Consider the following 11,303-nt stretch of genomic DNA (forward strand, 5'->3'; position numbering starts at 1 on the left):
TTTTAACCCTTTCTTTGTAAATTTATGATATAATAGAGTGATGTTATTGTACCAATAAGGAGAATTATGGTCAACTATCCACATAAAATTTCATCACAGAAGAGACAAGCTCCCCCGTCACAAACTAAAAATTTCGCAAATCGGGGAATGTCTTTTGAAAAGATGATCAACGCTACGAACGATTATTACTTGTCGCATGGGATGGCAGTGATTCACAAGAAACCAACTCCCATCCAAATCGTACGTGTTGACTATCCCCAACGAAGTCGAGCCAAGATCGTTGAAGCCTACTTTAGACAAGCCTCAACCACAGACTATTCAGGGGTTTATGATGGATATTACATCGACTTTGAAGCAAAGGAAACTAGGCAAAAACATGCGATTCCGATGAAGAATTTCCATCACCATCAGATTCAGCATATGGAACAGGTCCTTGCCCAGCGAGGAATCTGCTTTGTCCTTCTTCACTTTGCTTCTCAGCAAGAAACTTATTTATTGCCGGCTGTTGACCTGATTCGTTTCTATCATCAAGATAAGGGACAAAAGTCAATGCCACTTGGATATATTCGAGAAAATGGATATAGGATTGAGCTGGGTGCCTTTCCCCAGATTCCCTATCTCGATATTATCAAAGAACATTTACTAGGTGGTAAAACAAGATGAACAAACAAAATATCCTGCGAATAGCTAAATATATCAGTATCTGCTTCTTAACTGTATTTATCGCAGCTATTATGCTGGGCGGAGGTCTCTTTCTCTACTATGTTAGCAAGACTCCAGCCCTATCTGAAAGTAAACTAGTTGCTACAACGTCAAGTAAGATCTATGATAGCAATGATGAACTTATCGCTGATCTTGGATCGGAACGTCGGGTCAATGCCCAAGCAAACGAAATACCGACCGATTTGGTCAACGCTATTGTTTCGATTGAGGACCATCGCTTCTTTAATCACCGAGGAATCGACACGATCCGTATCCTAGGTGCTACCCTACGAAACCTTCGTGGTGGTGGAGGTCTGCAAGGAGCTTCCACCTTGACGCAGCAGTTGATTAAGTTAACTTATTTCTCTACGTCAACTTCTGATCAGACTCTTTCTCGTAAGGCCCAGGAAGCTTGGTTAGCCGTTCAGCTAGAACAAAAAGCGACTAAGCAAGAGATCTTGACCTACTACATCAACAAGGTTTACATGTCAAACGGTAACTACGGAATGCAGACAGCTGCCCAAAGTTACTATGGCAAGGATCTCAAAGATCTAAGTATTCCTCAACTGGCTCTCCTTGCTGGTATGCCTCAGGCTCCAAACCAATATGATCCATACTCGCATCCAGAAGCTGCTCAAGAACGTCGTAATCTCGTCCTCTCTGAGATGAAAGGGCAAGGCTACATTACAGCTGAGCAATATGAAAAAGCGATTAATACTCCAATTACAGATGGACTTCAAAGCCTAAAATCAGCTAACAGTTATCCTCCTTACATGGATAATTACCTCAAAGAGGTGATTGACCAAGTTGAACAGGAAACAGGTTACAACCTTTTAACTACGGGTATGGAAGTCTACACAAACGTTGATTCTAAGGTCCAACAACGTCTCTGGGATATTTACAATACGGACGAGTATGTCAACTATCCAGATGATGAGTTACAGGTAGCCTCTACTATCGTTGATGTCACAAACGGGAAAGTCATTGCCCAATTAGGTGCTCGCCACCAATCAAGCAATGTTTCCTTTGGAATAAACCAAGCTGTAGAAACTAACCGTGACTGGGGTTCTACCATGAAGCCTATTACAGACTATGCTCCTGCTTTGGAATATGGCGTTTATGATTCAACTGCTTCGATTGTTCACGATAGTCCTTATAATTACCCTGGAACCTCTACCCCTGTCTATAACTGGGATAAGAGTTACTTTGGAAACATAACACTCCAGTATGCTCTCCAACAATCACGGAATGTGCCGGCTGTAGAAACGCTAGAGAAAGTAGGACTCGATCGTGCCAAGACGTTTCTAAATGGACTCGGTATTGACTACCCAAGCATACACTATGCTAATGCTATTTCAAGTAATACAACCGAGTCTGACAAAAAGTATGGAGCAAGCAGCGAGAAGATGGCTGCGGCTTACGCTGCTTTTGCCAATGGCGGTATCTACCGCAAACCTATGTATATCAATAAGATTGTCTTTAGTGATGGCAGTTCAAAAGAATTCTCTGATTCTGGTACACGTGCTATGAAAGAAACGACAGCCTATATGATGACAGATATGATGAAAACCGTCTTGGCATACGGAACTGGTCGAGGAGCCTACCTCCCTTGGCTACCACAAGCTGGTAAAACCGGTACGTCAAACTATACAGATGATGAGATTGAAAACTACATCAAAAATACTGATTTGGTAGCTCCAGACGAAATGTTCGTTGGCTATACTCGTAAATATTCAATGGCAGTTTGGACAGGTTACTCAAATCGTCTTACTCCTATCGTTGGTGATGGCTTCTATGTCGCTGCTAAGGTCTACCGTTCAATGATGACTTATCTCTCTGAAGATGATCATCCTGGTGACTGGACGATGCCTGAGGGTCTTTACAGAAGCGGAGAATTTGTCTTTAAAAATGGAGCACGCAATACGTGGACCCCTTCATCATCTACACAACAAAGTTCGACATCTGAAAGTTCAAGCTCATCATCAGAAAGCTCAACTTCACAGTCTAGCACAACTACTCCAAGCACAAATAATAGTACGACTACCAATCCTAACAATAATACGCAACAATCAAATACAATCCCTGGCCAACAAAACCAGAATCCGCAACCAGCACAACCATAACATTTATCACCCAGAATACTCTGGGTGATTTTTTCATAGCAGTATCGTATTTATGTGCTTAGCAAAAGCCTGAGAAGAAATCTTCTCAGGCTTTCTACGTACTATAAACCTCATCGAGAAAGATAAGAAACTGAGTTCGTAATCTTGTTAAGAGATTTTACTAAATACTAGTCTTTCTTTGTTTTTGCTACAAAGAAAGCAGATAGGGCTAGGCTAACACCTGCTAGGAAGAGGGCTGTGTCAGATTGGCTCTCACCAGTTGCTGGCAAGCTTTGTTCAGCTGTTTCTGGTCTAGCTATTTCTTGCTTATAATCTGGCGTCTTACCTTGATAGGAAGCTAAAGAGCTAAGTTTAAACTCAGGTTTCTCTACAGTTGGAGCGGCTTGGTCGCCTACTGTTGAGATTGGACCTGTGTACTCTGGTACTTCATGTACCAAAGCTTCAACTGCATTGACACCGCCCTGGAACTCAGGCTTCTCAACTGTCGGAGCTGGTTGGTCGCCTACTGTCGATAATGGGCCTGTGTACTCTGGAAGCTTATGTACCAAGGCTTCAACTGCATTGACACCACCTTGAAACTCAGGTTTCTCTACTGTTGGAGCAGCTTGGTCACCCACTGTTGCTACTGGGCCTGTGTACTCTGGTACTTCATGTACCAAGGCCTCAGCTGCATTGACACCACCTGTGAATTCAGGAATCTCAAGAACGGGTGCTGGTTCTTCACCCTTGCTTGATTGAGCAGCTTCTTCTGTTAATTCTTGATAGAAGCTCGCCAATTCATAAAACTCAGCCTTGCCACCTTCCCAGGCTAATTTGACGTCTAGAAGAGAGCCACCATTTCGGATAGCGAAGGTTTGGAGACTAGATGTAATGGCACCGAGGTCTGTCCAACTGTCTTGACCATCCTTAAGTGTTCTAGCAAGAACACGTGCCTTAGCTCCTTCAGGAAGACTGGAAACAAGACGAAGGTGGTTAGCTTTGGTTGGTTCAGACAAGTGATACACCAATTCGCCCTTGTCTTTTTCAGACTTGTAGCTGGTCAAGACTTTGCCGTCTACAAGATTATTATAAAGGTTGCCTTGGCTTTCTCCACTACTTCCTTCTACTGTTGGATCATTGATTGGTTTGACAAACTCACCATCGTTGATGACCAATTCTGTAAAGCCTACAAAACGAGCATCATAGTCTGCCGTATAGAGGACACGGAGATAGTTAGCTTTGACTGGTGTCGTCAATTCTCCTTCGATGTAGCGATTTCCTGGCATCTTAGAATCATGTGTCCAACCATCTGTCAATGAATCATCGTGTTGGCTATTAGCCACACCATCTCCTACTGTCACGACATCTGTCCAAGTTTTACCGTCTTGGCTGACTTGGATCTTACCATCACGAAGGTAGTTTTGAGTTCCGTCTTGGATGTAGGCTCTAATCTTCTTGATGGTACGTTCGCTACCAAGTTTCAAGGTTACGTGACCATCTTTATGGGCATAGTCTGAAAACTCAACGAAGTTGTTGTAAACGCCGTCAAATAGTTGATCTAGGTTGTTCAGTTTACGAACATCATTGCTTCCGTATGTTGGATGAATGCCCATAGTTGTAGATTCTAGTTTGGTTGGTTGCACTTCTTTGGTTGTCACAAGGAGAGAAGTGGCTGTCACAGCTTGTTCCTGATCTGTTTTATTGACCAGACGAACATAACGTACCAAGTGGCTCACTACAGATCTGTCTGTCAACTGGCTAGCTGGCGTCCATTCTTGCGCATTTGCAGAATACTCTAGGCTAAGAGCTGGATTTGCCTGACCTTGGAGCTGGATGCTCTTGATCTGATGGATGCGGTCAAGCTTCATACCTAGATAGCTATGAGCAGGGAGTTTGGTTCCAGCTGGAATTTGAAGCTCGTAACTGCCCAAGCTATCCACTACCGGCGTTTCCTTCAAGGATTCCACGTTGGTGTCTGTTAACTCACTGTTTCCAGATCGTGTCTCAACAGAGAAGTCTTGGATACGCCACCAGAGGTCGAGGGCCTTGGTATTGCGTACTCGGATGTAACGAGCATTGATAGCTCTGGTCACTTCCTTGGTTTGTTCTCCTGATAGGCGATCCAATTCTTGCCATGCAGCTCCATCTGTAGAGTACTCAAGTACACCTGCGGCAAGCTTATCACCCGTTCCTTGGCGAAGTCGTACTTTAGTGACTGACTTGACTTCACCGAGGTCAAGTTGTGCCCAAGCATCTACTGGAGTTGTATTGCTACCGTCAGCGTTTGCCATCATGGCTTCTGTATTGTCCTTGCCATCAGTGATTTGACGGGCTGAGGTATTTAGTTTGTAAACTAAGTTTGAGCTTAGACTAACTGTCGTTGCTTGTTGGCTACGAGCTTTTTCAACTGGACGGTTGACTGCAATTTCCTGAACTGCAAACCAAGTATTCTCGCGGTCTGCTGTCGCAATCATGCGAACTGCCTTGGCCTTGATAGTGAGATTTTCAAACTTAAGAAGGGATTCATTTCCGACATAGCTTGGCTCTTTCAAGGTTACCCAGTTGTCATTTTCATCTAGATACTGCACTTCTGCCTTACTAAAGGTATCACGTGGATTTGCCTGCGTTCCCATAGCAAAGGTCAAGGTTTGGATATCTACTGGCTTGTTGAACTTCATACCAATATAATCACCTGTCTTGATGCTATTTGGTGATTTAATAATCGCATGAGTTGCCAAGTCGCCGTCCGTTACTTCTGCCAAGCCACCTTCTACACCTGTTCGATTGGTGATAAAGGTGCTGATGATTTGGTCTGGGTGCAAGACTTTTTGAACTTCAGACGCTAGAACTTCTTTCAAGGATAGGATAAATGGACGGATATGTTGAACACCCAACTCAGCCTTTTCAAGATGGTCTACATAATGGAAGGTATGAGTTTGAGACTGTTCGTACAATTTCAAACCTTTATAGTAGCTATCCCAAAGTTTGGCTGCATCGTTTGTAGCCATGGCTTCAGTTCCTGTAAGGAAGGCATCGAGAGCATTCATTTGATCGATTGCATTATCCAACCAATAGTGGATTTGAGCAACCATTTTTTTATCGCCTGATGCTTTATAGAGTTCGGCTGCTTCTTTAATCTTGGCAAATTCCGCACGCAAGGCTGCACGTTCGGCAGTCACATCCTGACCTGCTTTAAGCTTGGTCATGAAGTCTGTTAATTTTGGAGCCAAGTCTACCGATTCTTCTAGTTTGACGACACGATTATCCATGTTTTGGTTGATCATGTGCTTACCAAGTTCGCGGAAGGCTGCTGATACCTTGCTATCTTCAAAATGACCATTTTCTACAAAGTTGAAGGCAATGTCATTGATTTTCTTAGCTTCTTCTTCTGATTTCCACTGTTTCCATGAGTATTGAGCTCCTGAAAAGAGGGCAATCTTAGATGGTTCAGACTGTTGCATTGGGTTCAACATGATACCAGATAGCAAGCTTGGATCTACATTTGGATGAAGGAATTTCTCACCACCACCTAGAATCAAGTGTTGTTTAGAGTTATCTGTTACAGGCCAGTTAATCCAAAGTGAAACTGGGCGATAAGTCTTGCCACCTGCGGATAGATTGTTCTTGAGAGTTGAAAGGAAGCTTTCAGAGGCTTCACCCCAAATCTTACCACCCGTCAAGGTCATGGATGTTGAACTTGGGAGATTTTCATTGAGGGATTTCAACTCATCCTCACGTCCATTACCCCAATACTGGCCAGGAACAAAGATCATTTCTTTACGAAGACCGCTGTAAGTTCCCTGCATTTCAGTCAACCAATCCGTCATGTCTTTCATCAAGCGGTTGTAGCTATTGTAGCCTCCGACTGGGCTTGGAGCATCATCTGCTAGAATACCAAACTCACGGACACCCACTTTCATCAACTGGGTAAATTTAGCCTTGATGGTTGCCAAATCTTCTTGGTAGTGCGCTTCATTGCCAAAGCGGATGCGGTTGTTCATGAATGGATGGATAGTCCAGACATAGCGTGTTTTACTTTGATTTCCGACACGAGCAAGTTCACGGATTTCAGCTAGTTTTTCTTCTGGATAGAGTTCACGCCATTTCTTGTTGTGGTATGGATCGTCTTTTGGTGCAAAGAAGTATTGGTTCAATTTCAAATCGCCACCAAAACGCATGAGTTCTGCACGATCGGCATTCGACCATGGGTTTCCATAGTATCCTTCGATGAAACCACGGTTCTTGAGCTCTGCGTAATCTTCTACTGTTACATTGCGAAGGACTGGTACTTGGCTTTCCTTGAGCATGTGTTTCAAAGTTGTCAAACCATAGAAGACTGCATCTGTGTCTTTTCCGACGATGGAAATCGAATTATCCTTGATGCTCAAGACATAGGCGTCAATCTTGTCAAAGAGACCTGCTGAAACCTTAGACAAGTTTTGCTCTGCTTGTGAACCTTGTCCATGCACCCCAAGATAGATATTGGTTGCGCCAGCGATTGCCGCCTTGCCAGTTGTATAAGATACTTGATTGTCCTGCAAGACACTCTTCAAGCGATTGCGAGTATAGATATCGAGTTGATCGCCCATGACCAGATTGACTTGCTTGCGAAGAGCTGTGACACCTTCTCCATAAGTCACTTTTTGTGGCGTTGGGAAAACCTTGTACTCTTTCTTGAGATAGTCTGCGCTCTTGCTGGCAGCTGCAATGCTGTCTTCGCTAGCTGGTTTACTTGCAGTGAATTGATCTGCCAATTCAACTGTTCCATCACCGGTTTGCTCTACTTTTGGTTTTTCTGGTGTAGTTGGTTTTTCTGGTTGACTTGGTGCAGGCGTTTCTTGCTCTTCTTTGACAGGTTTCAATAGATGAACTTCAGCTGCACTTGCAAAACCACCAACGCCTTCCAATACTTTCAACTCAATCTTGTTGGTATGTACCGCCGCAAAGTTGACTGTTTTTTCTTGGGCGTTGTTGTCCCAGCTTCCTTCTGAAACCTTGACCATTTGGCCATCTTTTTGTGCGTAGATTTCGTAGCGCGTCACAACACCATTTCCACCACCTGGACGTGGGAGATACGTCAAGCCATTGACTTTTTCTGCTTCTTTCAAGGTCATAGTAAGAGTGTATGGCGCAGTGTCACCAGTCCATTTAGTATGCCAGAAGGTATTTGGATCATTGTCAAAGGCCTTTTCAACAGCGCCTTCAGTCGCGTTTCCTGGAAGTTGCTGACTGCTTGCGGTTGCAGTAATCTTATCATTTGAAATCAAACGAGGGTTTACAAATGCTTTGTCTGACAACTCAGCGCTGTGCAAGATTCCCTTGAAGCCACCGATACTTTCAAGTGGCAACACCAAGCTTGTATGAGCCAAACGTGGATGCGCAGGATCCGCGATACGCTCAATCTTTTCACCATCCACATAGACTTCGGTTGATTGTGGTTTGGTCACGATAGAGATTTGATAACGTTTGTTTTTTTCAAGTTTTTTATTGAATTGGATATGGAACTGTTCAAATTGATAAGCAAGATAACCATCTTTATCAGCTAAATAGATACGATTGTCCCCACTTGTTGAGAAGGTTTGTTCCCCGTCTCCAGTGACAGTTACATCAAACTTCAAGACATGACTTGGACCAACATCACCAGCCAATCCTTCGATACTGCTGTCTTTCTCAAAAGCCAATCCTTGCTCGCTTGTCTTCACCTTCTTGCTTGCATAGTTCTTGACTGTTTCAGGATTGATGGTAAACAAGTCGCTTTGATCAATCTCTTTATCAGGATTTGACTGCGGCGCATAAGGACTGGTTGGTAGGGTGCGTTCTGCAAAGGTCGCAGCTGCACGGTCGGATCCCCAGGTGCGCTCTGCAGTTGTTTGCATACTCTTGAAGAAGCGTTTGAAGATATCATAAGAGGTCAAACCGGTCTCATGAAGGTCAATGTTATCATTCCAAACTGCGTGCCCACCACCAAGAATACTTGGATGAGAAGCTGGTAGAAGTGGACCTCCACCTATTCTAAAATCATTCGGTGTCCAGCTATTGTACTGACGTTCGTAGTTAGCATAGTCCCCGTAGGCTGCTTGACTATTGCTTCCACTTGGCACACTATAGGTCGGTACATCCGTGATATTGATAATCTTAGCTCCCTGAGCAATGGCTTCATTTGGTCGTTGCCATCCGATACTCCAGATATCAACTTCTACTCCGTTCCAATCAACAGGGGTGTTCCCTCGTTTCGCACTGAGCGAACCCCAGATACGAGGGGTATAGCCTTTTCCTTTAATGTATTTGATAAGGTCATTGACATAGCGACGATAGCTTTCTCTGCTGCCATAGTATTCATCCGTTCCGATATGAACAGTGGATACGCCATGAAGCGGTGCATCTGGACCATCGAGGAGTTTGTCATAAACTGATTTGACAAAAGCCAACGTTTCATCGTATTTTTTATCTAGGTCCAGCATAGCTACGCGCTCAACATTGTGCTTGCCTGCATAATCGCTCAAACTACCTTGATACATGAGGTCTGGGCGAACTTTGACAAATGATAGAGCGTGACCTGGCGTGTCAATTTCTGGCACTAGGTTGATATGCAAGGCCTTGGCAAGTTTAATCAGATTTTGCATTTCTTCCTTGGTATAATGCTCGTCTGATGTCAATTTTTGACCATTCTGACCGACAATGTCTGTCTCCACACGGAAACCAGTCTTAGCGTGTTCAAGTACATACTTGAGTTGTTCTTCTGGACTTAAATTCTTACCTGCCAAGTGTTCCTTGAGGAAGATATAGTTATCATTAAGGTGCAACTGCAAGTCGTTCATCTTGTAGTAAGCCATGTTGAGCATGATGTCTACAAGAGTGTCATAAGGGATAAATTTACGACCTGTATCCAACATAAAGCCACGGTGGCTGAAACTTGGGAAATCACGAATTTCACCATTTTGTAGGTCTGTTTCTCCCATTTGAAGAAGAGTCCGAGTGGCGTAGAAGGCTCCTGTGTTTGTGGCAGCTTCGATGGTAATCACATCATCTTGGATAGTGATGCCGTAGCCTTCCTTACCGTACCCCTTGTTTTCAACCTTTTTAAATTCGATTCGTTTTTGAGCCTGTTTGTCACCTGTTGCAAGTTCCAATCCACGGCTTGCAAGGTCTGACTGGTAGAAGGTTGCAGCCTGATCAAATCCTGAATCTCCTGTCGCAAGAACTGTATCTGAAGTGATAGAAGATTGGCCTTCTTTCCCATACCATTGTTGAACAGCTGGTGCTACTTTTGGTTTCACACCCACACCTTCGTCCTGATGTAGGCCCTTGATGACTACTTCAAACTCTTTTGTAAAAGTATGACTATCTCTGATTTGTTGCACCATGACCTTGACGCGTTGGTCTGTCAAAGGCTTATAGATGTGATTTTGAAGGTCAATCACACCTTGCTTGTTGCTTCCTATAAGGCTAACTTTCCCTGGTAAAGTTGGTAGAACAAGCGACTGTCCGTCTTCTGCTACTGTTAGTTCGGTTACTTGGCGGATATCCGTTACCTTACTATGGTCCGGAACGTTTGAATAAGCTCGAATTTCTTGGATTCCAACATTTCTCCAACCCATTGTGCCAGCTTGGTAATCATTGACCTCCAATTTGAGGTACTTAGCTTGGATACTGTCAGCTAGGTCAACTTTCTCGTCTAAAACAGGTTCTCCGGTTTTGGTATGAGCGAGTTTCCATTGTTTTTCTCCGTTAGCCCCCACATCTTCTTGACCTGCGTAGTAGAGACTCCAAGATTTGATATTTGGGTCATTTTGCCCATTACGAAGACGACGATCCCAGTCAATTTCTACATGCTTGATGAGAGTAGTTTTTGGAAGAGTTAATTCGAAGGTTGGTTTTGGTACATCTCTATCTGTTGCCCAACGAGTATTGTCATCTCCATCAATGGCCTTATCTGCAGTAAAGTTTGTCCCAGTCTCATGGTTGCTCGCCTGGGCAGTAGCACCCTCGAGATGGTTGACATCTTCTCTATCTTCGATTGTCTTTTCAGCTGGTTTTTCTGCTGGTGTAGTGGTTTCCGCAGGTTGATTGTCTGCCTTTGGTGTTTCAACCGGTTTCGGCGTTTCTGCTGGCTTAGGACTTGTCTCTGGTTTTGCCTCTTCACTTGCTGCAGGATTGGTTCCCTCATCAGTCGCTGGAGTTTCTTCATGGCTTGCTTCTGTTGCAGCTTCTGCATCCGCCTTTTCAAGCGCAGCGGCTAAATCATCTGGTAACTTATCTAGGGCCTCAACATGAGTAATACTTCCCTCTGTCTCTGAAGGTGTTGCTGTTTCTGCCGCCTGAACCATATTGGCGCCAAAGATACTAGCACCAATCATAACGGAGGCTGCACCGATTGCAAATTTTCTTATACTATAGTGACAGCGTTTCTCAAAAAAATGTCTATCCATCTTTCTCCTATTCCTTTCATCCGCATACATGAGTAAGCGGTATCATTTCTCCTTTGAAAAAGGAGAGAAC

General features: G+C 43.9%; 3 protein-coding genes. 2 read left to right on the plus strand and 1 reads right to left on the minus strand.

Going from position 1 to position 11,303, the window contains the following annotated elements:
* The first annotated feature begins 66 nt into the window (after positions 1-66).
* Positions 67-663 carry a Holliday junction resolvase RecU gene (recU, locus tag KZX55_RS04240; protein ID WP_000248761.1) on the plus strand — a complete coding sequence of 199 codons (597 nt, stop codon included), beginning with the start codon at positions 67-69 and terminating at the stop codon, positions 661-663.
* Complete coding sequence (pbp1a, locus tag KZX55_RS04245; RefSeq protein WP_248024897.1) at positions 660-2,825, plus strand: penicillin-binding protein PBP1A; 2,166 nt, start codon at positions 660-662, stop codon at positions 2,823-2,825. The genes recU and pbp1a overlap by 4 nt, the downstream gene beginning before the upstream one ends.
* A gap of 167 nt (positions 2,826-2,992) precedes the next feature.
* Here pbp1a and KZX55_RS04250 read toward each other — a convergent pair whose 3' ends face one another.
* Entirely contained in the window at positions 2,993-11,233 is an 8,241-nt protein-coding gene (locus KZX55_RS04250) for an SIALI-17 repeat-containing surface protein (protein WP_248024906.1), read from the minus strand.
* Positions 11,234-11,303 lie beyond the last annotated feature (70 nt).

The sequence above is a fragment of the Streptococcus halitosis genome (genome assembly GCF_023147855.1).
In the GTDB taxonomy this organism is placed as follows: domain Bacteria; phylum Bacillota; class Bacilli; order Lactobacillales; family Streptococcaceae; genus Streptococcus; species Streptococcus halitosis_B.